Consider the following 23,134-nt stretch of genomic DNA (forward strand, 5'->3'; position numbering starts at 1 on the left):
CTCGTGTGGGGTGGCCGATCACGCTTCCCGGATCGGTCACATCAGGGCCTCGACCAGCCGTTCCTGCATCACCGTCAGCCAGTGATAGACGTCGAGGTGTGCGGCATGGGGATGGTCGTCGGGATAGCGGTCGGGCGTGTCCTCGGAGATCCCGAGCATCGCACCGAGCGCCAGCCGCACGTCGTTGAGGGCGGTCAGCCACGCGAGCGCCTGCTCCTCGGTCAGGGCTATCTCGCCGCCGCCGTCGGGCAGTGACTCCACCAGGATCTGTGCCGCCGACAGCTTCGCGTCGATGATGCGTGGCTCGTTGATGCTGCGCAGCGCGGCGTTGAGATCACCGTTGACGACGTCGGCGCCGAGTTCGCGTTCCTGGTCGGGCCGGTGGAAGTCGGGCAGCAGCCGACCCAGGGTGAGGTCGGCCGGTGCGGTGCTGTGGCCGGTGGTGATGCCGGTCAGTTCGGCGAGTTCGTCGGTCGGGGCACTCGCCGCACGCTCGGACAGCAGTTCGGTCAGCGACCCCACCATCGAGAGGAGCAGTTCCACCTCGTTGCGGTCGAGGCTCGAACAGATCCGCAGGCGCGATCCCCGCCCATGTCGTTTCCAGGTACGCACGTGTCACTCGTCTTCGATCAGCAGTCGCGCTGCATTGTCGCCCACAGCCCCGCGGCATGCAGTTTTCGGACATCGGACTCGACCTTGTCGCGGTCGCCGGAGGACACCACGGCCTTGCCCTCGGTGTGGACCTGCATCATCAGCTCGTTGGCCTTGGCCTCGGAGTAACCGAAGATCTTCTGGAACACGAAGGTCACATAGCGCATCAGGTTGACCGGGTCGTCCCACACGATCGTCATCCAGGGACGGTCGAGATCCGACGCACTGTCGGCGACGGAGGGCTCGGCAACCGCCGCACCACCGGGAGTAGCCTCATGCGCACGAATCACGTCAGGCGCCATACGTCCAAGGGTAAGGGATCTCAAACGTGTACAACACCGCGCTACTGACCGATCACTACGAGCTGACGATGGTCGCGGCGGCGCTCCGGGCACCGATCGCGCACCGCGAGTGCGTCTTCGAGGTGTTCGCGAGGAGGCTGCCCGACGGCCGCCGGTACGGCGTCGTCGCCGGTACCGGCCGGGTGCTCGACGAGCTGGCACGGTTCCGGTTCGGTGACGCCGAGATCGCGGTGGTGGAGCGTTTCCTCGACCCCGACACCGTCGCCTGGCTGCGGGATTACCGGTTCTCCGGCGACATCGACGGCTATCGCGAGGGTGAGCTGTACTTCCCGGGATCGCCGATCCTCACCGTCCGCGGGACCTTCGCCGAGGCGGTCCTGCTCGAGACGCTGATCCTGTCGATCCTCAATCACGACAGCGCGATCGCCTCGGCCGCCGCCCGGATGGTCTCCGCCGCCGGCCGTCGCCCCCTGATCGAGATGGGGTCGCGCCGCACCCACGAGCGTGCGGCGGTCGCCGCGGCCCGGGCCGCCCACATCGCCGGGGTCGGCTCGACGTCGAATCTGGAGGCCGCACGTCTCTACGGCGTGCCCAGCGCCGGCACCGCCGCGCACGCCTTCACCCTCGGGTTCACCGGCCCGGACGGCACCGACGAGAAGGCGGCCTTCGCCACCCAGATCGAGGCGCTCGGGGTGGACACGACGCTGCTGGTGGACACCTACGACATCACCCAGGGTGTCCGCAATGCGATCGAGGTGGCCGGCCCCGGACTCGGTGCGGTGCGCATCGACTCCGGTGATCTGGGGGTGCTGGCCCGGCAGGTGCGCGACCAGCTCGACTCGTTGGGTGCCACCGAGACCAAGATCGTGGTCTCCGGCGACCTCGACGAGTACGCGATCGCCTCGCTGCGGGCCGAACCGGTCGACATCTACGGGGTGGGCACCTCGCTGGTCACCGGCAGCGGCGCACCAACCGCGGGGATGGTCTACAAACTCGTCGAGGTGGACGGCATCCCGGTGTCCAAACGCTCCAGCCACAAGGAATCCCGGGGCGGCCGCAAGACCGCGTTCCGGGCTGCCCGGCCCAGCGGCACCATCGTCGAGGAGATCGTGTCACAGGGTGGCGGTAAGGTCCCCGAGACGAATGGATTGATCACCCGCGAACTGCAGATCCCGCTGGTACGTGGCGGCGATGTGCTCGACGGACTGCCGACGCTGACCGACGCCCGTGAACACCTCGCACGCGGACTGGTGAGTCTGCCGTGGGAGGGGTTGGGCCTGTCGCACGGCGACCCGGCGGTCCCGACCCGCCACGTCGTCGGCTGACCCCGGCGCGGGACCCGGCCGATCCATCCGACACCGGCCCCGACCCGCACGACACCCTGCCCGCCCGAGCCCACCCACATCCCGACACCAGCCCGTACCGATATCAGCCCCGTACCGACACCAGCCCCGTACCGACACCAGCCCAGCACGAGCCCGGCGCTGCACGAGCCCGGCCGGCCCCGACGGCCCGCCCGGCCCGTACCCGGCCCCGTCACCATCAGGAGAGACCATGAGCGAGACCGCGCGCGGTGATGCGTTGATCATCGTCGACGTCCAGAACGATTTCTGTGAGGGCGGCACACTCGGGGTGCGCGGTGGGCACGCGGTGTCGGAGTCGGTCAACGCCCTGCTCGCCGGGTACCCGACGGTGGTGGCCACCCGCGATCACCACATCGATCCGGGTGCGCATTTCTCCGACACCCCGGACTTCGTCGACACGTGGCCACCGCACTGCCGCGCCGGCACCGACGGCGCCGCATTCGCCCCGGCCCTCGACACCTCGACGGTCGCGGCGGTGTTCGACAAGGGTGAGTACGCGGCGGCCTACTCGGGATTCGAGGGCGCCCACGAGACCGGGACGGTGCTGGCCGACTGGTTGCACGAGCGTGGGGTGAAGCGGGTCGACGTGGTGGGTATCGCCACCGATCACTGTGTCCGTGCCACCGCGCTCGACGCCGCACGCGCCGGATTCCACACCCGGGTGCTGCTGGATCACACCGCCGCCGTCGCACCGGCCACCGCCGCCGCTGCGATCGACGAGATGCGTTCGGCCGGAATCGATCTCGTCGGAGATCTGGTGTACGGCGGTTCCTCGCACGACGCTCCGGCACCCCACCACGACGGCCCCGAGGACTGAGACCCACCGCCATGTCACAACTTCCCCCGGTCACCGAACTGCTCGACGGGGCGGTCACCGCCCTGTCCGGCCGGCGCCGCGACGGGCAGGTCCGCATGGCGAGTGCGGTGGCGCACGCGATCGACGTCGGCGAGCATCTGGCCGTCCAGGCCGGTACCGGCACCGGCAAGTCGCTGGCCTATCTGGTGCCGGCGATCCGCCACGCCGTCGACTCCGGCGACACCGTGGTGGTGTCGACGGCCACCATCGCGCTGCAGCGTCAGCTCGTCGAGCGGGACCTGCCGCGACTGGCCGATGCCCTGACCGGCCCGCTGGGACGCAAGCCGACCTTCGCGATCCTCAAGGGTCGCGCCAACTATCTGTGCCTGCACAAGATCCATGCCGGCACCGTCGAAGAACCCGACAACGAGTTGTTCGACGCCTTCGAGCTCTCGCGCACCGGCCGTGAGGTCACCCGCCTGCGGGAATGGGTGTCCGACACCGAGACCGGCGACCGTGACGATCTCTCCCCGGGCGTCACCGACCGCGCGTGGCGGCAGGTGAGCGTCTCGGCGCGGGAATGCCTCGGCGCGGCCCACTGCACCTATGCCGAGGACTGCTTCGCCGAACGGTCGCGCCGGGCGAGTGCCCAGGTGGACGTGATCGTGACCAACCACGCGATGCTGGCGATCGACGCGATGAGCCCGGCCAACGTGCTGCCCGAGCACGACGTGGTGATCATCGACGAGGCCCACGAACTGGTCGACCGGATCACCGCGGTGACCACCGACGAGGTGTCGGCGGCGTCGGTGGCCAACCTGTCCCGGCGCTGCGGCAAGCTCGTCGACGAGGAGACCGTCGACGCACTGCTCGGTGCCGGCGAACAGCTCGGCGAACTGCTCGAATCGATGCCGCCCGGCGAGTGGACGTCGTTGCCGTCGGGCGCCGCGGCCATCCTGGCGATGCTGCGTGACCGGCTGTGGCAGACCCGCACCGCGATCGGACCGGCGCGCGGGGCCGGCGCCGACGAGTCCACCGCGGCCGCGCGCTCGGCGGCACTGACCGGCATCGACGACGCCCACGACATGATCGTGCGGCTGCTCGGCACCTTCGACGAGCCGGATGCGTCCAAACGCCGCGATGTGGTGTGGGTCGGTCTGGAGCGGATCGGCCGGGGCCCGGCCGCCTCCACCCGGCCGGTGCTGCACGTGGCACCGCTGTCGGTGGGCGGGCTGCTGCGCTCCACCCTGTTCAGCGGCGCCACGGTGATCCTGACCTCCGCCACGCTGACCATCGGCGGCAACTTCGATGCACTGGCCGCGACGTGGGGACTGCCCGCCGACGCCCGCACCGACGGCCCCTCCCCCGGCAAGGGCGCCGACACCCCGGCCGCCGACGACGACCCGGTCCCGCTGCGCGACCTGACCGCGACGGGGCAGATCGCGCCGTCGGATTCGGGCCGGGTGCGGTGGACCGGCCTGGATGCGGGATCGCCCTTCGACTACCCGAAGTCGGCGATCCTGTACGTGGCGCGCCATCTCCCCCGCCCCGGCCGGGACGGGTTGGCACCGGTCACCCTCGACGAGATCGCCGGCCTGATCACCGCGGCGGGCGGACGCACCCTGGGATTGTTCTCGTCGATGCGGGCCGCCCGGGAGGCCACCGACGCACTCACACCCCGCCTGAACGTGCCGATCCTCTGCCAGGGGGACGACACCACGTCGTCGTTGGTCAAGCGGTTCGCCGACGATCCGGCCACCTGCCTGTTCGGCACGCTGTCGCTGTGGCAGGGCGTCGACGTCCCCGGGCCGTCGCTGTCGCTGGTCCTGATCGACCGCATCCCGTTCCCGCGGCCGGACGATCCGCTGGCCACCGCCCGGCAGCGGGCGATCGACGCGCGCGGCGGCAACGGGTTCCTGTCGGTGTCGGCCAATCACGCCGCCCTGCTGCTCGCGCAGGGCGCCGGCCGGTTGCTCCGGTCGGTCGACGACCGTGGTGTGGTGGCGATCCTCGACTCCCGGCTGGCGACCGCGGGCTACGGCGGATACCTGATGGCGTCGCTGCCGCCGTTCTGGCGGACCACCGACTCATCCGTCGTGAAGTCTGCGCTCAGCAGACTCACCGCAGTACCCTTACGCTGAGCCTGACCCAAGGGAACACCCGACCGCCACGGTCGGGGAGAAAGGGGGCCGTGCGTGATCGGCCGGATGGGCATCGACGACATCCAACCACTGGTCTCGGCAGGCAGCTATCCCGCCAAAGCCGTTGTGGGCGAAATGATTCCGGTGAGTGTCACCGCCTGGCGGGAAGGTCACGACGCGCTCGGGGTGACACTGCGGGTGCACGGCCCCCGACACCGCAGGTCCACCATCCGCATGACCCCGGCGGCGGAGCCGGACCAGTTCGACGCCGCGTTCGTGCCGGACGCGATCGGCTACTGGACCTTCCGGATCGAGGCGTGGAGTGATCCGTACACCACCTGGCGCTCGGGGGTGACCAAGAAGATCGAGGCCGGCCAGACCACCGCCGATCTCGCCAACGATCTCGAGATCGGCGCCCGCCTGCTCACCACCGCACGTGAGCACCTCGACGACGCCGAGCGCACCGCACTCGACGATGCGATCGGGCTGTTGCGGTCGGAGCACCTGGGCCTGCAGTCGCGGGTGTCGGGGGCGATCTCCGAGCACGTCGCGACGATCCTGCACGGGTCGCCGGTGCGTGAGATGGTCACCAAGAGCCGCAATCACCGCGTGTGGGTGGATCGGCGGCGCGCCCTGTACGGCTCCTGGTACGAGATGTTCCCGCGGTCGACCGGCGGCTGGGACAACGACGGCCATCCGGTGCACGGCACCTTCCTGACCGCGGCACAGGATCTGCCGCGCATCGCCGACATGGGATTCGACGTCGTCTATCTGCCGCCGATCCATCCGATCGGCGAGGTCAACCGCAAGGGTCCCAACAACACCCTCGTCGCCGGACCCGACGACGTCGGCTCCCCGTGGGCGATCGGTTCGGCCCAGGGCGGCCACGACGCGATCCATCCCCGGCTCGGCTCCGAGGAGGACTTCACGTACTTCGTCGGCCGTGCCCGCGAACTCGGCATGGAGATCGCCCTGGACCTGGCGTTGCAATGCGCGCCCGATCATCCGTGGGCCGTCGAACATCCCGACTGGTTCACCGTCCTCCCCGACGGCACGATCGCATATGCGGAGAACCCGCCGAAGAAGTACCAGGACATCTATCCGCTGAACTTCGACAACGACCGCGACGGCATCTACGGTGCCGTCCTGCAGGTGATGCTGCATTGGGTTCGGTTGGGCGTCAAGATCTTTCGGGTCGACAATCCGCACACCAAGCCACCGAACATGTGGATGTGGGTGATCTCGGAGGTCAAGAAACGCGACCCGGACGTGCTGTTCCTGTCGGAGGCGTTCACCCGGCGGGCCCGGCTCTACGGTCTGGCCCGGCTCGGCTTCACCCAGTCGTACACGTACTTCACGTGGAAGACCGAGAAGTGGGAGCTCGAGGAGTTCGGTCGCGAGATCGCCGCGCATGCCGACGAGGCGCGCCCCAACCTGTTCGTCAACACCCCCGACATCCTGCACGAGAGCCTGCAGCACGGCGGTCCGGGCATGTTCGCCTTGCGGGCCGCGCTGGCCGCGACCCTCGCGCCGTCGTGGGGGGTCTACAGCGGGTACGAGTTGTACGAGCACCGCGCGGTGCGTGCGGGCACCGAGGAGTACCTGGACTCGGAGAAGTACCAGCTGCGTCCGCGTGACTACAAGGCCGCGGCCAGTCGCGGGGAGTCGTTGGAGCCGTGGATCACCTCGCTCAACCACATCCGACGACGCCATCCGGCGTTGCAGCAGCTGCGCAACCTCACCTTCCATCACCTCGACAATCCCGCGCTGATCGCCTACTCCAAGATCGACCCGGTCTCCGGCGACCGCGTGATCGTGGTGATCAACCTCAACCCGTACGGCACGGAGACCTCGACGTTGTGGCTGGACATGCCGGCCCTCGGCTTCGACTGGCAGGACCGGTTCGGGGTGCACGACGAGGTGACCGGTGAGGAGTATTCCTGGGGTCAGGCCAATTTCATCAGACTCGAACCGTGGCGGGCGGTGGCGCACATCCTCGCGTTGCCGCCCCTGGATCCCGCCACCGCCGAGGAACTCTCCTACCGGATTCGATGAGGACGCCTGTGACCAACACCCCCGAGCACCCCAGCCACGACGAACCGATCGGCGAGTCGGCCTCGCCGACCTGCGGTATGGCCGATCCGTTCGCCTCCGAACACGATCTGCGGCGGCTGGATGCACTGACCCACCCGGATCCGCATGCCTTCCTCGGCGCGCACGAGACCGGTGCCGGGTTCACCATCCTGCGGACGCTGCGGCCCGATGCGCTCGCGGTGTCGGCGGTGGTGGGCGGCGTCGATCATCCGATGACCCGGCAGACCGACGACCTGTTCGTGGTGGCCCTGCCGTTCGAGGGGCTGATCGACTACCGCTATCGGGTGACCTATCCGGATGGTCCGGCCGACGATCTCAGCACCTATGACGGTCCGACGAGCGAGTTCGTCGTCGCCGACGGCTACCGCTTCCTGCCGAGCGTGGGCGAGACCGACCTGTACCTGTTCGGTGAGGGCCGCCACGAGCAGTTGTGGACGATGCTCGGCGCGCGCCGCGTCGGCTACACCACCCCCGACGGCGAGGTGTCGGGGGTGGCGTTCACGGTGTGGGCGCCGAATGCCCACGGCGTCAGCGTGATCGGCGATTTCGGCTGGACCGGCCGGGCCACGCCGATGCGGTCGCTGGGCAGCAGCGGCATCTGGGAGCTGTTCGTACCCGACGTCACCGTCGGTACGCAGTACAAGTTCCGGGTGCACGGCGCCGACGGCGTGATCCGGGAGAAGGCCGATCCGATGGCGCAGCACACCAATGTGCCGCCGGCGACGGCGTCGGTGGTCACCGAGTCCGCCTACACCTGGACCGACGACGACTGGATCGCCCGACGCGCGGCGTCGACCCCGGCGGCCGAGCCGATGAGCATCTACGAAGTGCACCTCGCGTCGTGGCGGCAGGGTCTGGACTACCGGGAACTCGCCGACCAGCTCGGCACGTATCTGGTGGAGAAGGGGTTCACCCACGTCGAGTTCCTGCCGGTCGCCGAGCATCCCTTCGGCGGCTCGTGGGGCTATCAGGTGACCTCGTACTACGCCCCGACCAGCCGGTTCGGCAGCCCCGACGACTTCCGGTTCCTCGTCGACCATCTGCACGCGCTGGGTATCGGCGTGATCGTCGACTGGGTGCCCGCACACTTCCCGAAGGACGACTGGGCCCTCGCACGTTTCGACGGGACCCCGCTCTACGAGCACGCCGATCCCACCCGCGGTGAGCAACTCGACTGGGGCACCTACATCTTCGATTTCGGCCGGTTCGAGGTCCGCAACTTCCTGGTGGCCAACGCGCTGTACTGGTTCGCCGAGTTCCACGTCGACGGTCTGCGGGTCGACGCGGTGGCGTCGATGCTCTACCTCGACTACTCCCGCCCGGCCGGCGGGTGGCGGCCCAACGTTCACGGCGGCCGCGAGAACCTGGAGGCGGTGCAGTTCCTGCAGGAGACCAACGCCACCGTCCACAAACACTTCCCCGGTGTGGTGACGATCGCCGAGGAGTCCACCGCCTGGCCGGGCGTGACCCGGATGACCGATCTCGGCGGTCTGGGTTTCTCGTTCAAGTGGAACATGGGCTGGATGCACGACTCGCTGGGCTACCTCGGCCGCGATCAGGTGCACCGCAGCTTCCACCACCACGAGATCACGTTCTCGATGATGTACGCGTGGAGCGAGAACTTCGTGCTGCCGCTCTCGCACGACGAGGTGGTGCACGGCAAGGGAACGCTGTGGAGCCGGATGCCCGGCGACTCGTTCACCAAGGCCGCGGGCGTGCGGGTGTTCCTGGCCTACCAGTGGTCGCATCCGGGTAAGCAGTTGCTGTTCATGGGTCAGGAGTTCGGCCAGACCGGTGAATGGGCCGACGACCGCAGCCTGGACTGGCAGCAGTTGTCGGGCTGGGAGGGCGAGTTGCATTCGGGCATCTCGGCGTTGACCACCGACCTGAACCGCATCTACCGGGCCACCCCGGCCCTGTTCAGTCAGGACACCGAGCCCGCCGGCTACGAGTGGATCGACGCCAACGACACCGCGAACAACGTGATCAGCTTCCTGCGCTACGGGGCCGACGGCTCGGTGCTGGCCTGTCTGTTCAACTTCTCCGGCTCCGATCGCGACGACTACCGGGTCGGGCTGCCGGTCGCCGGCACGTGGACCGAGGTGCTCAACACCGACTCCACGGCCTACTCCGGCGCCGGTCGGGGCAACCTGGGGCAGGTGGTGACCGAGGCGAAGCCGTGGCACGGTCGGCCGGTGTCGGCGGAGGTCATGCTCCCGGCCAACTCCGCGATCTGGTTGTGCCCGGCGTAGACAGCCGATGGTCGAGCAGGACGAACCCCACACGATGGTTGAGCCGGTCGTCCTCGCACCCCACACGATGGTTGATTTCGACAAGCTCAATCCGACGGACCAGGACGTCCTCACACCCCAAACGATGGTTGAGCAAGACGTTCCCCACGATGGTTGAGCAGGACGTCCTCGCGCTAGCGAGGCCGACCGTCGTCGAAACCTCAGCAAAATCACGCCGGAACGTACCCACCTCAGAAGCGGGTCACCACCCGACATCAGCCGCCGGAGGTTTCGACACGCATCGTCGCACCCCACACGATGGTTGAGCAGGGCGTCCTCGCGCCAGCGAGGCCGACCGTCCGTCGAAACCTCTGCCACGTCACGCCGGAACGCACCCACCTCCGAGGTGCCCACGTTCCGACCTCAGCCGCCGCGGAGGTTTCGACACGCCTCGTCGCTCCGCTCCTCACCGGCTCAACCAGCAAAAAACGATGGTTGATTTCGACAAGCTCAATCCGACGGACCAGGACGTCCTCGCGCCAGCGAGGCCGACCGTCCGTCGAAACCTCTGCCACGTCACGCCGGAACGCACCCACCTCCGAGATGCCCACGTTCCGACCTCAGCCGCCGGAGGTTTCGACACGCCTCGTCGCTCCGCTCCTCACCGGCTCAACCAGCAAAAAACGATGGTTGATTTCGACAAGCTCAATCCGACGGACCAGGACGTCCTCGCGCTAGCGAGGCCGACCGTCCGTCGAAACCTCTGCCACGTCACGCTGGAACGCACCCACCTCCGAGGTGCCCACGTTCCGACGTCGGCCGGAGGAGGTTTCGACACGTCTCGTCGCTCCGCTCCTCACCGGCTCAACCAGCAAAAACAACACCCCACGGCCGCGCGCCGTCGCGTGTCTGGACTGACGAAGAGCTAAGGAGCCCGCGACGACGAAGTCGGCGCCAATACCTCAGAACAGTGCGCTGGCGAGCTTTCGACGGGCGGCGACGACGAACGGTTCGGCGGGGTCGAACAGCTCGAACAGTTCGAGGAGTCGGGTCCGGGCCCGGGTGCGATCGTCGTCGCTGGTCACCTTGATGACACCGATGATGCGATCGAAGGCGGCCTCGGGCTGCTGCGAGAGGAGCAGCACGTCGGCGGCGGCGAGTTGGGCGTCGACGTCCTTGGGTGCTGCGGTCTCGACGATCTCGGGGTCGTGTGCCTGGGCGCGGATCACGAACTCGAGATTCCGTGCGGCCGATGCGGCCTCGGTGTTGTGGGGCTCGGCGGCCGCGATCGTCCGGTAGGCGGCGAGTGCGCCGTCGAAGTCACCGGTGTTGAGTGCGTCCTCGGCGGCGGCCATCCGCGGGTCGACCGGCTCGTCGGCGGGCTCACCATCGGCGGGTACGCCGGTGAAGACCTCCCCCACCTGGGCGAGGATCTGGTCGATCCAGCCGTTGATCTCGGCCTCGCTCTGCACCCCGTTGAACGCGGTGACCGGGCGTCCGCCGGCGATCGCGACGACCATCGGGATCGACTGGACCCGGAATGCCTGTGCGATACCCGGGTTGGCGTCGACGTCGACCTTGGCGAGGGCCCAGCGGCCGTTGGACTCGGCGGCCATCCGCTCGAGGACCGGTGAGAGCTGCTTGCACGGCTCGCACCAGGTGGCCCACAGGTCGACCAGCACCAACTGTGCCATCGACCGGTTGATCACATCGGCCTCGAACGTCGCGTCGGTGACGTCGACGACCGCGGCACCACCGCCACCACCGGCGGGGGCGGCGGGTGCGGCACCGTCGGCCCCGGCCGGCGGGCGCGGCGGGGCGGGGCGTTGCGCTGCGGCACGCTGTGCCTCGGCGCGTTCCTTGAGTGCGGACAGGTCGACGGCACCGGACATGGCCACTGCCGCTTGCTGTGCCGCGGCTGCCTGCTGTCTGTTCGAAGGTCGGGTCACCCCACTAGTGTGGCACGACCGCCGGGGGTGGTTGATCGCCTCGGTCCCCGTCGGGTCCGGTGTCGCGGCGGGGCGCGACCACTCCGGCGGCGAGCGCGGCGAACGTCAGCATGGCGACCACCGGGGTCAGCCCCAGACGCAGCGTCGACTGCCCGGAGATGAAGCCGACGACCGCCGGGCCGGCCAGCATGCCGAGGTATCCGCAGCCGACCACCACCGAGATCGCCCGGCCGCTCGATCGGGCGGTGAGATTGCCTGCGGCGGTGAAGATCTGCGGGATCAGGCCGGCCAGTCCGATTCCGAAGACCGTCCATCCGACGATGCCGAGGACGGCCGGGGCGGTCCCGACCGCCGACGGGATCAGCGCTATCGAGATCCCGATCATGCCGATCACCGCGCCGTAGCGCACCACGGCCACCGCGCCGACGCGTCCGACGATCGGGTCGATCACGAACCGGGCGACCATCATCGCGGCACTGAAGCAGCCGAAGGCGATCGCACCGATCGCGTCGCGGACCCCGAAGGTCTCCACGACGTGCAAAGCACTCCAGTCGTATGCGGTGCCCTCGGCGAGCATCGCGGCAAAGGCGACCGCGGCGAGCAGGATCAGCCGGCGCAGGTCGATGCCATGCCACCAGCGGGTGGCCGGATCGGTGTCGTCGGGGGCGTCGGCATCGACCGGCTCGTGTCCGTAGTCGCGGTCGACCAGTCCCCGGGCGACCACGGCGACGACGACCAGCCCGCATCCGGCGAGCACGCCGACGGTGGCCGCCACCGGCCACCCGAGCCAGAGACCGACGGCGACCACTCCGGACCCGGCGAGTCCGCCGACCGAGAAGAAGCCGTGGAACGCCGACATGATCGGCCGGCCGTAGGCACGTTCGACCTGCACCGCCTGGGCGTTCATCGAGACGTCGAGGCTGCCGTTGACGAAGCCGAAGGCCACCAGGGCGGCGGCGAGACCGGCGGGTCCGGTGGCCAGGACCGGTCCGAGCATCACCGGACACAGGATCACCGCGGCGACGATCGTCGTCGGCCGGGAGCCGATCCGGTCGATCAGCGGACCGCACATCTGCATGCCGATGAACGCCGCGGCCCCGATCAGCAGGAGGAAGGCGCCGAGCAGTTCGTGTCCGGTGCCGGTGCGCTCGGTGATCACCGGGATGTGCGCGACCCACAGTGCGGCCAGGAACCCGTTGAGACAGAAGATCGTGGTGACCGCACCACGTGCACGCCGGGCGCGACGATCGGCGGCGGCGCCGACCGCTCCGGCCGGAGCCGCTCGACGCACCCCGGGACTCAGTCCGATGTGCCCGGCTGCCGCGGGCCCTCTGGTTGTCCGAGATGGGCGTTCACGCGCGCCACCTTACCGGTGAGCTCATCGGTGTGCCCGGGGCGGATGTCGGCCTTGAGGACCAACCCGACGCGTGGTGCGCGGGCCGCGACGGCGTCGGTGGCGGCCTTCACCACGGCCATCACCTCGTCCCACTCCCCTTCGATGTAGGTGAACATCGCCGTGGTCTGGTGCGGCAGTCCGGATTCCCGGACCACCCGCACCGCCTCCGCGACGGCCTCGCTCATACCGCCGTCGTCGGCGACGGCATCACCGCCGGACGGGCTCAGACTGAATGCGACGATCATCGCCTACCTCGCGGGGAGCCGGGGGGACAGCAGGTCAGGCGGCCAGGCCGGCACCGGTGGACTCGGCGTCCACCGACAGTTCGGCGAGATGGCCGTTGCGGGCGGCCCACCATTCGAAGATCACCGAGCCGAACGGCGGGATGGACGAGATCAGCGCCAGCGCGGTGATCTTGACATTCCACCGCAGGGACACGGCGGTGACCAGCGAGATCAGGATGAACAGGATGAACACGCCACCGTGGACGGCACCCGGGATGGCGACCGCCTCCTCGTGGCCGAGTACCCACTTGAAGAACATCGCGATCAGCAGGGCCAACCAGCTGAGGGCCTCGAGCCAGGCGACGATGCGGAATCGTTTGGCCGGGGTGGACAGGTCGAAGAATTGCCTCATGGTAGCCATTGTGCCGGAGGCACGCAGGCTCTACGACATCCCGTAGTAGAAATGCGACATGCGCGGTGACCGAGGTCACCGCGCATGTCGCATCAGGATCTGGTGTCAGGCCTTGGGGACCCGCACGATCAGGGCGTCGCCCTGACCGCCGGCGCCACACAGTGCCGCAGCACCGATACCGCCACCGCGACGCTGCAGCTCCAGCGCCAGGTGCAGGGTGATGCGAGCACCCGAGGTACCGATCGGGTGGCCGACGGCGATCGCACCGCCGTTGACGTTGACGATCTCCGGGTCGACGCCGAGCGCCTTGGCCGAGCTGAGTCCGACGGCCGCGAAGGCCTCGTTGATCTCGATCACGTCGAGATCGGACGGCGAGATGCCCTCACGCTCACATGCCTTGGCGATCGCATTGGCCGGCTGCTGCTGCAGCGACGAGTCGGGGCCGGCGACCACACCGTGCTTGCCGATCTCGGCGATCCAGCTGACGCCCAGCTCCTGCGCCTTGGCCTTGCTCATCACGATCACCGCGGCCGCGCCGTCGGAGATCTGCGAGGAGTTGCCCGCGGTGATGGTGCCGTCCTTGCGGAATGCCGGACGCAACCCCGACAGCGAGTCGGCGGTGGTGTCGGCGCGGATGCCCTCGTCCTCGGCGAACTCGATCGGGTCACCCTTGCGCTGCGGGATCGGGACCGGCACGACCTCGTCGGCGAAGACACCGTTCTTCCATGCGGTGGCCGCCAGGCGGTGGCTGCGCGCGGCGAACTCGTCCTGCTCGGCACGGGTGAAGCCGTCGGCGTCGTTGCCCTGCTCGGTCAGCGCACCCATCGGCTGGTCGGTGAAGGCATCCCACAGGCCGTCGAAGGCCAGGTGGTCGACGAGCTCGGTGTTGCCGTACTTGAAGCCGCCGCGGCTGCCCGGCAGCACGTGCGGTGCCTGGGTCATCGACTCCTGGCCACCGGCGACGACGCAGTCGAACTCACCGGCGCGGATGAGCTGGTCGGCCAGCGCGATGGCGTCGATACCCGACAGGCACATCTTGTTGATGGTCAGCGCGGGCACGTCCCAGCCGATGCCGGCCTTGATCGAGGTCTGGCGGGCGGGCATCTGGCCGGCGCCGGCAGTGAGCACCTGACCCATGATCACGTAGTCGACGGCCGACGCGGGCACGCAGCCCTTCTCGAGGGCACCCTTGATCGCGATGGCACCGAGGTCGACGGCGCTGAATCCCTTGAGAGATCCGAGCAGACGGCCGAACGGGGTGCGGGCACCGGCGACGATGACCGACGCGGACTGATCTGAAGCCGAGGACATGGAACCTCCAACGCAGGGGCGAAGCGCACAAACCGAGCGATCGCTTAAGTACTTTTCCGCATCTAACGCTACCGTGAGTCCATGACCGCTTCAGCAGCTGACCCCACCTCAGGCACCGCCTCGGCGACCGCGGCGATCTCCGACCTCGTCGTCGCGATCGATCATGTCGGAATCGCCGTCCCCGATCTCGACTCCGCCAAGCAGTGGTATGCCGACCACCTGGGCTTCGTCACCCTGCACGAGGAGACCAACGACGAGCAGGGCGTCCGCGAGGCCATGGTGGGCCCCGCCGACGGCGACGGCGGTGCCGTGATCCAGCTCCTGGCCCCGCTCACCCCGGAGTCGACCATCGCGAAGTTCCTCGACCGCAACGGCCCGGGCCTGCAGCAGCTGGCCGTGCGCGTGACCGACGTCGACGCCGTCATGGCCCGCCTCACCGGTGCGGGCGTGCGGGTCCTCTATCCCGAACCCCGCCGCGGCACCGCCGACTCGCGGATCAACTTCGTGCACCCCAAGGACGCCGGCGGCGTGCTGCTCGAACTCGTCGAGCCCGGCAAGCACTGATCCCGCCGCCGACACACCGTCGGTGACATCCCCCCGGTGAAGCCCTCCGCGGCCCGCGATCCGCGCCAATCCGATTCGTGACGGGGATCGGCGCGGATCTGCCCCTAGACTGGTCGGCATGTCAGTCCCCGCATCCAGGCAGCAGTTACCGTTCACGGTCGTGATGCGCGGTTATGACCGCGAACAGGTCGCCGACCGGTTGCGTCGCATCGATGCCGAGATGCGTGTTCTCGCAGCCGATCGCGATGCCGCGACCGCCAACGCCCGCGAGCTCGCCGCCCACCTGCAGGACGCGCGCGAAGAGATCGAGGATCTCCGCCGCGAGGTGGACAAGCTCTCGGTCCCCCCGACCACCGCGCAGGGTATGAGCGAACGTCTGTCCCGCATGCTCCAGCTGGCCTCCGACGAGGCCTCGGAGATGCGGGCCGAGGCGTCGTCGGAAGCCGCCGAGACGGTGTCGGTGGCCCGGCAGGAGGCCGACGACCTGCAGCGCAACGCCGCCGAGGCGGCCGACCGGATCATCCGTGAGGCCAAGGAGAAGGCCGCGGCGATCGTCGCCGACGCCGACGCCTACCAGCGCGACACGCGCAGCCGGATCGACGCCGCCGAGGCCCAGTCGAAGGCCGACACCGAGCAGTCCACCCGCCAGCGCGCCCAGCGTGCCTCGGCGATGGAGGCCGAGCACGAGAACACGATGGCCGCCGCGCGCGCCGAGGCCGACCGGATCGTCGCGCTGGCCCGCTCGAAGGCCGACGAACTCGAGACCGGGACCGCCCAGACCCTCGCCGCCGAACGCGAACGGCACGATGCCGAGCTCGCCGACCTGCGTACCCGCACCGAGGAGCATGCGGACGCGATCATTGCGACCGCACACGAGATCGCCACCGAACGTCTCGCCCGCGCACGGGATCTGGGTTCACGCGTGTCGACCGCACGCGACGAGATCCTCGCCGAGTTCGCCCGAATCCAGGAGACGATGTCCGGGCTGCCGTCGATCCTCACCACCGAGGTCGACCGTGAACTGACCACCGCGTCGGAGACCAGCGACACCGACCTGCTCAACCAGGAGCTGTCGGAGCGGGCCCGGATCCGCGACGCCCGACGGCCCTGAGTCCGGTCAGAACAGGGCCGGTCAGAACAGCCGGAACTCGGTGCTCTCGGCGCCGCGCAGCGCGTCGTAGTCGAGGATCAGACAACGGATTCCGCGGTCCTCGGCGAGGGTGCGCGCCTGCGGCTTGATCTGCTGGGCGGCGAACACGCCCTGTACCGGCGCCAGCCGCGGGTCGCGGTTGAGCAGTTCCAGGTAGCGGGTGAGCTGCTCGACGCCGTCGATCTCGCCGCGCCGCTTGATCTCCACGGCCACCGTCGCGCCGTCGGCGTCGCGGCACAGCAGGTCCACCGGCCCGATCGCGGTCATGTACTCGCGGCGGATCAGGGTGTGCCCGTCCCCCAGCGTCTCCACGTGCTCGGCGAGCAGCTCCTGCAGGTGGGCCTCCACACCGTCCTTCACCAGGCCCGGATCCACGCCGAGCTCATGGCTCGAGTCGTGTTCGATCGCGGTGATCGTGATGCGCAGTTCCTCACCGGCCTTGTTGGTCACCACCCAGTAGGCGGCGACGTCGTCGTGGGCGGCGGCCACCTCGTCGGGGACGTCGGCCTCGGTGAGCCAGCAGGGCGGGCTCATCCAGTTCAACGGCTTGTAGGCGCGGTCGTCGGCATGGATGCTCACCGACCCGTCGGATTTGATCAGCAGCAGCCGCCGCGCCTTCGGCAGATGGGCCGTCAGCCGTCCGACATAGTCCACTTGGCATTCCGCGATCACCAGACGCACGCCCACGAGCTTAGAGCCCGGCCGATCCGTCCCGGCGCCGTGGGCGGGTCAGTCCGACGGCGCGTCGGTGACGGTCTCGTCGCGGGCCCGCTTGAGCAGGAATTCCTCGGCGTCGAACAGTGCGACGTCCATCGTGGTGTGCACATGCGGCAGGGTCGGCTCGAATCCGCGCAGCTGCTCGGGTGCACCGAGATTGGGTGCCACCGAGTCCGACCGGTAGAGCTCCACCGACTTGCGCACCACGTTGTCGGGGTCGACCAGGATGCCGCGTTTGCCCCGCGACGACAGCACGAACTTCGTCCCGAGCACCATGGTGCGGGCCACCGGGTCGATCACCCCGATCCGGGAGATGTCCACGATCGCCACGTCGATGTGGTCGAGGTCGGCCTCGATCCGGCGCAGTGCGCTCTCCGCACCGCCGAAGGTGAGGTCGCCCTGCAGCTCGTACACCCGCACCCGGTCACGGCAGGAACGCAGATAGATCCGTTCGCGGTCCGACCAGCCGGCACCGATCTCGATGTCGGCGAGGTCGTAGACCGCGCGCAGCGTCGACGGGGCCTCCCGGGCGACGTTGAACATGTGCAGTCCCAGATTGGTCGACAGTTCCCGGCAGGTCTGCACCCCGCGGACGCTGTTGCCGTGTTGGTCGAGGCGCGGCGAGTACACGCCGATGCCGAGCTGACCGGGCAGCACGGCCATGATCCCGCCGCCCACACCGCTCTTGGCCGGCAGTCCCACGGAGGTGACCCAGTCCCCCGCGCCGTCGTACATCCCGCAGGTGGTCATCACCGACAGCAGCCGCTGGGCGACCTCGTGGCTCATCACCTGACGGCCGGTGCGCGGGTTGACGCCGCCGTCGGCGATGGTCGCACCGATGGCCGCGAGGTCGGCGGCGGTCACCGTCAGCGAGCACTGCCGGTAGTAGAGGTCGAGGGCGGCCTCCACCGAGGTGTCGAGCACACCGAAACTGTCGAGCATGTAGGCGATCGCCCGGTTGCGCGAACCCGTCGTCGCCTCCGACCGGTAGACCGACTCGTCGAGTGCGAGGCGGCGGCCCGCGCACGCGGAATAGAACTCGACGATGTCGCCGAAAACCCGGTCGACGGTGCCGGGGTCGACGCTCTTGACCGGCGGCAGCAGCATCGACGCGGTGAGGATGGCGCCGGCGTTGATCATCGGGTTGCGGGGACGGCGCCGCTCGTCGACGCTGACCTCGTTGAACGCCTCTCCGGAGGGTTCCACACCGATCTTCGCGTCGGTGGCGGCCGTCCCGAGCCGGCTCAGCACCAGCGCATAGGTCAGCGGTTTGGAGATCGACTGGATGGTGAACGCGGTGTCGGTGTCGCCCTGGGCATAGACATGTCCGTCGTGCACGCACAGCGCCAGCGCATAGCCGTCGGGGTCGACGGCCGCGAGCTCGGGGATGTAGCCGGCCACCTCGCCGGACGTGTCGCCCGCGCAGGTGGCCATGATGTGGGTCAGATAGCCGTCGACTTGTGAGATCACACGGAAGAACCTAGTGCAGTTCGACGCTCATGCCCGGGTGAACGCCGCCGGGCAGTGCGCTCGTGTCACAGACCTGGACGCCGTCGGCGAAGCGGTACGGGTTGGCCACGAGCAGCCCACCGAGACGTTTGCGGAGGCGCGAGATCTCGGCCCGCACCGTCACCGTGCGCGCGGCGGTGCCGAACAGGTGCTGCGACAGTTGTGCGGCACTGACCCCGGCGGGGTGCGCCGCCAGATGCGACAGGATCTCGGCGTGGCGCGGGGAGGCCCGATGCGTCCAGCGCCCACCGGCACCCCCGACCAGCACGGTCATCGTGCCGTCGGACCCGGTGCGCAGGTCGATCGTCGTCGCCGGGCCGTCCCCGGGGTCGGACACCATCCGGAGCAGCCATCCGCCCGGGAGGGGTTCGACGTCGCATTCACCGAGTGTGTGCACCCACGACCGGCCCGGACCGAGCCCGTGCGGCAGCGTCAGCCGGGAGCGGGGCGCGATCTCGTCGACCGCGGCGACCCAGCCGTCGACGTCGACGGCGATGGTCGGCCCACCCGACCGCGCCATGATCGGGGCGGCCACCGCGCGCAACTGGTCGAGGACGTGCCGGTGATGGTCCCGCAGTTGCGACTCGGCCAGGCGGGCCACCGTGTCGACCAGTGCCAGGGTGGTCGGGTGGATGGTCGCGGCCGGACCGCTGACGTCGACGACGCCGAGGACCGCCCCGGTGCGCGGGTTGCGGATCGGGGCGCCTGCGCAGGTCCAGGTGTGATGGGTGCGCACGAAGTGCTCGGCGGAGAAGACCTGCACCGCGCGGCCGGATTCCAGGGCGGTACCGATCGCGTTGGTGCCCACCGCCGACTCGCCCCAGCACGCACCCTCGACGAAGCCGAGCCGATCGGCACGCTGCAGCACCCGCGGTGCACCGCTGCGCCAGAGGACATGGCCGTCGGCGTCGGCCACCACCAGGATGTTGTCGCCGTCGGCGACCACCGAGTCCAGGCCTCGGGTGAGGCCGTCGAGCACGGTGTCGAGGCCCGATCCGTGGCGGCGTGACTGCAGGTCGGCGGCCTCCAGCAGATGCAGGTCGGCGCCCCGGTCCGGATCGATGCCGGCCCCCAGCAGACGTGCCCACGACTCCCCGATCACCTGCCGCGGCCGGGCCGGCGGGCGGTCACCGGCCATCGCCGCGTCGTACACCGCGCTCAGCACCGCGGCGAACTGTCGGGGATCGTCGCCGGCGGACACGGCCGGTTCGAGCGTGGAAGTACCTGACGTCACACAGCGATTGTGCTCCCCGTCACACACCCGCGGCAATCGTCACACGGGGTTGCAGGGGGTTGCAGCCGCCCGCGGACCCGATCGGCAACCCGCTGCAACCCTTGCGAGCAGCCCCGGAGGCGGAGTGTGCTGTCCATCACATTCGGTGCATGACACCGAGCACGACGTCCGAGCACGAGCGCCCATCCGCGACTCCCATCCCGAGAGGATCATCATGACCCAGACACTCGAACCCGAGGTCGCCACCTCGACGGCCTCCCCCCAGGACCGTGCGCAGCGGTGGCTGGCACGCTTCGAGGCGGCACTGGCCGCCCGCGATGTGGCCGCGGCGACCGGCCTGTTCGCCACCGACAGCTTCTGGCGCGACCTGGTGTCGTTCACCTGGAACATCAAGACCGTCGAGGGCCGCGAGCAGATCGCCGACATGCTCGGCAGCCGACTCGCCGACACCGATCCGTCGGGATTCGCCACCAGCGAACCGGCCACCGAGGACGGCGGCGTGGTCTCGGCCTTCATCGAGTTCGAGACTGCGACCGGCCGCGGCTGCGGACACCTGCGGCTGCGTGCCGACGCCGACACCGGTGAGGACCAGGCGTGGACCCTGCTGACCAGCCTGCAGGAGCTCAAGGGCCACGAGGAGTCCCAGGGATTCGACCGGCCGCGCGGTGCGGTGCACGGCTCCGACCCCGACACCCGCTCGTGGGCGGAGAAGAAGGCCGACGAAGACGCCTCCCTCGGCCGCACCCGACAGCCGTTCGTGCTCGTCGTCGGCGGCGGGCAGGGCGGGATCGCACTCGGCGCGCGACTGCGCCAGCTCGGCGTGCCGGCGATCGTGATCGACCGGCACGAACGTCCCGGCGACCAGTGGCGCAAGCGCTACAAGTCGCTGTGCCTGCACGATCCGGTCTGGTACGACCACCTGCCGTACCTGCCGTTCCCGCCGAACTGGCCGGTGTTCGCGCCGAAGGACAAGATCGGCGACTGGCTGGAGTTCTACACCAAGGTGATGGAGGTCCCCTACTGGAGCAAGACCACCTGTCTGTCGGCGAACTACGACGAGGTGGCCGGCGCCTGGACCGTCGAGGTCGACCGCGACGGCGAACGGCTGACCCTCTACCCGCAGCAGCTGGTGCTCGCGACCGGCATGTCCGGCAAGGCCAACGTCCCGGACTTCCCCGGCCAGGACGTCTTCGCCGGCGACCAGCACCACTCCAGCCGACACCCCGGCCCGGACGGCTATGTGGGCAAGAAGGTCGTGGTGATCGGTGCCAACAACTCCGCGCACGACATCTGCAAGGCGTTGGTCGACAACGGGATCGACACCACCATGGTGCAGCGGTCGTCGACGCACATCGTCAAGTCGGACTCGCTGATGGAGATCGGGCTCGGCGCGCTCTACAGCGAGCAGGCGGTGGCCGACGGGATGACCACCAAGAAGGCCGATCTCACCTTCGCCTCGCTCCCCTACCGGATCATGCACGAGTTCCAGATCCCGCTGTACGACCAGATCCGCGAGCGGGACAAGGACTTCTACGACCGCCTCGAGGCCGCCGGGTTCGACCTCGACTTCGGCGACGACGACTCGGGTCTGTTCATGAAGTACCTGCGGCGCGGCTCGGGCTACTACATCGACGTCGGCGCGTGTGAGCTGGTCGCCGACGGCACCATCAAGCTCGCTCACGGCGACGTCGACCATCTGACCGAGAACAGTGTGGTGCTCGCCGACGGCACCGAACTGCCGGCCGACGTGGTCGTCTATGCCACCGGCTACGGGTCGATGAACGGATGGGCCGCCGACCTGATGGGCCAGGAGGTCGCCGACCGCGTCGGCAAGGTGTGGGGGCTCGGTTCGGACACCACCAAGGACCCCGGCCCGTGGGAGGGCGAGCAGCGCAACATGTGGAAGCCGACGCAGCAGCCGGGTCTGTGGTTCCACGGCGGCAATCTGCACCAGTCACGGCACTACTCGCTGTATCTGGCATTGCAGCTGAAGGCCCGCCTCGAAGGCATCCCCACACCGGTGTATGGCCTGCAAGAGGTCCATCACCTCCGCTGACCCGATACGGTGGGACTCGGTCGGACCACGCCTGGCACCGGACCTCTCGGTGCCAGGCGTTCGGCGTCCGACGCGCACACCGATGTTGGTCGACGAGCGGAGCCGCCACGATGCCCACCCCACGCCGGAACCTGCTGGCCGCGTACCTGCCCACGCCCGGTGGTGAGGATGCGCTCGGGCTGGGGATCGCGATGGCCCGGTCGCTCAACGCCGACCTCACCGTGTGCATGGTGCTGCCGCCCGCCGACCGTGCCAAGACCCCCGAGGCCCGCAGTCTGACCGAATCGCTCGACGACCAGGCCGCCGACTGGCTGGCGTCGGCGACCGCCGACGTGCCCGACGACGTCGTCGCCGAAGGACATCTCGCCTTCCACGAGAACGCCGCGGAGGGGCTGGTGCTCGAGGCCCAGCAGACCCACAGCGATGTCATCGTCGTCGGCGGTTCCGGCGGCGGGATCATCGGCCGTCACTCGCTGGGTTCGGTGGTCAACGATCTGTTGCACGTGTCGTCGACGCCGGTGGTGATCGCACCGCTCGGGGCCCGGGAGTCGGCCGAACCGATCCGCCGCATCACCTGCGCCATCGGTCGCCGGGGCGGCACCGGTGCACTCCTCGAGACCGCCGTCGCCACCTGCCGCCATACCGGTTTCCCGCTCCGGCTGATCTCGTTCGTGACCGCCGACGGCCGTCTTCCCGGTGACACCCGCACCGCGGCCGACGACCCCGCGCGCGCCGAGGCCGCCGAGCATCTGCGCGAACTGGCCGACGACGTCCGGGGCCGCCTGGAATCCGGACACGAGATCTCCACCGAGATCATCGCGGCCGAGTCCGTCGAGGCCGGTGTCGGCCTGGTGGAGTGGGCCGCCGGCGACATCGTCTACGTCGGATCGAGCCGCCTGGCCCGTCCGCTCCATCTGTTCCTCGGTTCGACGGCGTCCAAGATGCTCCGCGCACTCGCCGTTCCGATGGTGGTCGTCCCCAAGGACGCCGACGTCGAGGAGAGCTGACACCCGGGTCCACCCGGATTGCCGCT

Annotated in this window: 19 protein-coding genes; 9 read left to right on the forward strand and 10 right to left on the reverse strand. The window is 69.3% G+C overall.

The window, feature by feature from the left end:
* Positions 1-36: 36 nt before the first annotated feature.
* Together Q9K23_RS03670 and clpS are read right to left on the reverse strand one after the other, a co-directional pair.
* Complete coding sequence (locus Q9K23_RS03670) at positions 37-612, reverse strand: DUF2017 domain-containing protein (RefSeq protein ID WP_020793746.1); 576 nt, start codon at positions 610-612, stop codon at positions 37-39.
* Between the two features lie 17 nt (positions 613-629).
* On the reverse strand, positions 630-953 hold the full coding sequence (gene clpS, locus Q9K23_RS03675) for an ATP-dependent Clp protease adapter ClpS (protein WP_053776105.1): 324 nt from the start codon (positions 951-953) through the stop codon (positions 630-632).
* Positions 954-1,021: 68 nt separating this feature from the next.
* Between clpS and Q9K23_RS03680 the strand changes: the two genes are divergently transcribed.
* From Q9K23_RS03680 to glgB, 5 genes are all read left to right on the forward strand, one after another.
* Complete coding sequence (locus Q9K23_RS03680) at positions 1,022-2,278, forward strand: nicotinate phosphoribosyltransferase (protein WP_202927389.1); 1,257 nt, start codon at positions 1,022-1,024, stop codon at positions 2,276-2,278.
* Between the two features lie 229 nt (positions 2,279-2,507).
* On the forward strand, positions 2,508-3,134 hold the full coding sequence (locus tag Q9K23_RS03685) for an isochorismatase family protein (protein WP_053776104.1): 627 nt from the start codon (positions 2,508-2,510) through the stop codon (positions 3,132-3,134).
* 11 nt (positions 3,135-3,145) lie between these two features.
* Complete coding sequence (locus tag Q9K23_RS03690) at positions 3,146-5,254, forward strand: ATP-dependent DNA helicase (RefSeq protein WP_053776103.1); 2,109 nt, start codon at positions 3,146-3,148, stop codon at positions 5,252-5,254.
* Between the two features lie 54 nt (positions 5,255-5,308).
* Positions 5,309-7,309 carry a maltotransferase domain-containing protein gene (locus tag Q9K23_RS03695; protein WP_053776102.1) on the forward strand — a complete coding sequence of 667 codons (2,001 nt, stop codon included), beginning with the start codon at positions 5,309-5,311 and terminating at the stop codon, positions 7,307-7,309.
* Between the two features lie 77 nt (positions 7,310-7,386).
* Positions 7,387-9,600: a 1,4-alpha-glucan branching protein GlgB gene (gene glgB / locus Q9K23_RS03700; RefSeq protein ID WP_261977641.1), complete on the forward strand. Its 2,214-nt coding sequence runs from the start codon at positions 7,387-7,389 to the stop codon at positions 9,598-9,600.
* A 941-nt stretch (positions 9,601-10,541) separates the two neighbouring features.
* Here glgB and Q9K23_RS03705 read toward each other — a convergent pair.
* From Q9K23_RS03705 to Q9K23_RS03725, 5 genes are all read right to left on the reverse strand, one after another.
* Positions 10,542-11,471 carry a tetratricopeptide repeat protein gene (locus Q9K23_RS03705; RefSeq protein ID WP_053776151.1) on the reverse strand — a complete coding sequence of 310 codons (930 nt, stop codon included), beginning with the start codon at positions 11,469-11,471 and terminating at the stop codon, positions 10,542-10,544.
* Positions 11,472-11,532: 61 nt separating this feature from the next.
* Positions 11,533-12,819, reverse strand: coding sequence for an MFS transporter (locus tag Q9K23_RS03710; RefSeq protein ID WP_059039684.1), 1,287 nt, complete (start codon positions 12,817-12,819; stop codon positions 11,533-11,535).
* 8 nt (positions 12,820-12,827) lie between these two features.
* A complete protein-coding gene (locus Q9K23_RS03715) occupies positions 12,828-13,169 on the reverse strand; it encodes a thiamine-binding protein (protein ID WP_053776101.1) in 342 nt (113 codons plus the stop codon).
* A gap of 34 nt (positions 13,170-13,203) precedes the next feature.
* On the reverse strand, positions 13,204-13,569 hold the full coding sequence (locus tag Q9K23_RS03720; RefSeq protein WP_053776100.1) for a DUF3817 domain-containing protein: 366 nt from the start codon (positions 13,567-13,569) through the stop codon (positions 13,204-13,206).
* 96 nt (positions 13,570-13,665) lie between these two features.
* Positions 13,666-14,871: an acetyl-CoA C-acetyltransferase gene (locus tag Q9K23_RS03725; protein ID WP_020792990.1), complete on the reverse strand. Its 1,206-nt coding sequence runs from the start codon at positions 14,869-14,871 to the stop codon at positions 13,666-13,668.
* Positions 14,872-14,952: 81 nt separating this feature from the next.
* Between Q9K23_RS03725 and mce the strand changes: the two genes are divergently transcribed.
* Positions 14,953-15,435, forward strand: coding sequence for a methylmalonyl-CoA epimerase (mce, locus tag Q9K23_RS03730; RefSeq protein ID WP_020792991.1), 483 nt, complete (start codon positions 14,953-14,955; stop codon positions 15,433-15,435).
* A 118-nt stretch (positions 15,436-15,553) separates the two neighbouring features.
* A complete protein-coding gene (locus Q9K23_RS03735; RefSeq protein ID WP_059039686.1) occupies positions 15,554-16,546 on the forward strand; it encodes a hypothetical protein in 993 nt (330 codons plus the stop codon).
* A gap of 21 nt (positions 16,547-16,567) precedes the next feature.
* On the opposite strand, the gene nucS is transcribed toward Q9K23_RS03735, so the two are convergent.
* The 3 genes from nucS to Q9K23_RS03750 are packed head-to-tail and all read right to left on the reverse strand — an operon-like array spanning position 16,568 to position 20,045.
* Complete coding sequence (gene nucS / locus Q9K23_RS03740; protein WP_053776150.1) at positions 16,568-17,266, reverse strand: endonuclease NucS; 699 nt, start codon at positions 17,264-17,266, stop codon at positions 16,568-16,570.
* A 48-nt stretch (positions 17,267-17,314) separates the two neighbouring features.
* The gene (gene glsA / locus Q9K23_RS03745) at positions 17,315-18,772 is read right to left on the reverse strand and encodes a glutaminase A (RefSeq protein ID WP_020791795.1); all 1,458 of its coding nucleotides are present in this window, start codon (positions 18,770-18,772) and stop codon (positions 17,315-17,317) included.
* 10 nt (positions 18,773-18,782) lie between these two features.
* Positions 18,783-20,045 carry a helix-turn-helix domain-containing protein gene (locus Q9K23_RS03750; RefSeq protein WP_059039692.1) on the reverse strand — a complete coding sequence of 421 codons (1,263 nt, stop codon included), beginning with the start codon at positions 20,043-20,045 and terminating at the stop codon, positions 18,783-18,785.
* 214 nt (positions 20,046-20,259) lie between these two features.
* Between Q9K23_RS03750 and Q9K23_RS03755 the strand changes: the two genes are divergently transcribed.
* A complete protein-coding gene (locus Q9K23_RS03755) occupies positions 20,260-22,101 on the forward strand; it encodes an NAD(P)/FAD-dependent oxidoreductase (protein WP_053776148.1) in 1,842 nt (613 codons plus the stop codon).
* A gap of 110 nt (positions 22,102-22,211) precedes the next feature.
* On the forward strand, positions 22,212-23,108 hold the full coding sequence (locus Q9K23_RS03760; protein WP_059039688.1) for a universal stress protein: 897 nt from the start codon (positions 22,212-22,214) through the stop codon (positions 23,106-23,108).
* The last annotated feature ends 26 nt before the right edge of the window (positions 23,109-23,134 follow it).

The organism is Gordonia sp. NB41Y, from assembly GCF_030718915.1.
GTDB classification, from domain to species: Bacteria; Actinomycetota; Actinomycetes; order Mycobacteriales; family Mycobacteriaceae; genus Gordonia; species Gordonia desulfuricans.

Coding starts and splice junctions, on each gene's coding strand:
- clpS (WP_053776105.1), bottom strand. CDS start 953: ATGGCGCCTGACGTGATTCGTGCGCATGAGGCTACTCCCGGTGGTGCG.
- Q9K23_RS03680 (WP_202927389.1), top strand. CDS start 1,022: ATGGTCGCGGCGGCGCTCCGGGCACCGATCGCGCACCGCGAGTGCGTC.
- Q9K23_RS03685 (WP_053776104.1), top strand. CDS start 2,508: ATGAGCGAGACCGCGCGCGGTGATGCGTTGATCATCGTCGACGTCCAG.
- Q9K23_RS03690 (WP_053776103.1), top strand. CDS start 3,146: ATGTCACAACTTCCCCCGGTCACCGAACTGCTCGACGGGGCGGTCACC.
- glgB (WP_261977641.1), top strand. CDS start 7,387: ATGGCCGATCCGTTCGCCTCCGAACACGATCTGCGGCGGCTGGATGCA.
- Q9K23_RS03705 (WP_053776151.1), bottom strand. CDS start 11,471: ATGTCCGGTGCCGTCGACCTGTCCGCACTCAAGGAACGCGCCGAGGCA.
- Q9K23_RS03715 (WP_053776101.1), bottom strand. CDS start 13,169: ATGATCGTCGCATTCAGTCTGAGCCCGTCCGGCGGTGATGCCGTCGCC.
- Q9K23_RS03720 (WP_053776100.1), bottom strand. CDS start 13,569: ATGGCTACCATGAGGCAATTCTTCGACCTGTCCACCCCGGCCAAACGA.
- Q9K23_RS03725 (WP_020792990.1), bottom strand. CDS start 14,871: ATGTCCTCGGCTTCAGATCAGTCCGCGTCGGTCATCGTCGCCGGTGCC.
- mce (WP_020792991.1), top strand. CDS start 14,953: ATGACCGCTTCAGCAGCTGACCCCACCTCAGGCACCGCCTCGGCGACC.
- Q9K23_RS03735 (WP_059039686.1), top strand. CDS start 15,554: ATGTCAGTCCCCGCATCCAGGCAGCAGTTACCGTTCACGGTCGTGATG.
- Q9K23_RS03755 (WP_053776148.1), top strand. CDS start 20,260: ATGACCCAGACACTCGAACCCGAGGTCGCCACCTCGACGGCCTCCCCC.
- Q9K23_RS03760 (WP_059039688.1), top strand. CDS start 22,212: ATGCCCACCCCACGCCGGAACCTGCTGGCCGCGTACCTGCCCACGCCC.